Annotated in this window: 1 protein-coding gene; it reads right to left on the bottom strand. The window is 77.1% G+C overall.

Going from position 1 to position 703, the window contains the following annotated elements; genetic code table 11:
* Positions 1-10: 10 nt before the first annotated feature.
* On the bottom strand, positions 11-703 hold a 693-nt coding region (locus FNQ90_RS25770), incomplete at its 5' end, for a TetR/AcrR family transcriptional regulator (protein ID WP_194432902.1).

A 703-nucleotide genomic window follows, 5' to 3' on the forward strand; every position in this document is an offset into this window, starting at 1 on the left:
CCCCTCGGCGTCATCCGCCGGCGCCGCCGCACGCCCCGTCGCCCCCGTCCGAGCGGCGGGGCAGGGGCTCGGTGTGGGCGGGGTCGAGCCCGTCCAGACAGATCCGCAGCTGGCGGCGCCACATCCGGGGGCAGGTGTCGGTGGTCATCTGCACGACCTGGCCGAGGGCGGCGAGCAGGAGCGCCAGGTCCTCGGTGGTGACGTCGGGGCGCAGGGCCCCGGCCGCCAGCGCCCGGGTGCGCAACTCGTCGATGACGGGTGTGAGCAGGTGGGTGCAGGCGGGTTCGGGCGCGGCGGGCGCGGTCCAGGCGCTGCCGCAGTGTTCGACGACGGCCCGGTGCCGGGCCCGGTACTCCAGGGCGTTCTCGAAGAACTCGCGCAGGGCCCGGCGGGGGTCGTCGGTCTCGTCCGCCGCCCGGTGGGCGGCTCCGGCCCAGGTGGTGAACTCCCCCTCCAGCACGGTGCGCAGCAGGTCGTCCTTGGTGGGGAAGTGGCGGTAGAGGGTGCCCATGCCGACGCCGCTGCGCCGGGCGATCTCGCGCACGTCGACGGCGCTGCCCTGCTCGGCGAGCACGGCGTTGGCGGCCTCGATGATCGCGCGGCGGTTGCGTTCGGCGTCCGCGCGCCGGGCGCGCCCGGCGCGCGGGTCACCGATGGGCGGGGCGGCGGGAGGCGGTTCGGCGGGGGTCACGCGGTCAAGGAT

It is taken from the genome of Streptomyces alkaliphilus, from assembly GCF_014141535.1.
GTDB classification, from domain to species: domain Bacteria; phylum Actinomycetota; class Actinomycetes; order Streptomycetales; family Streptomycetaceae; genus Streptomyces; species Streptomyces alkaliphilus.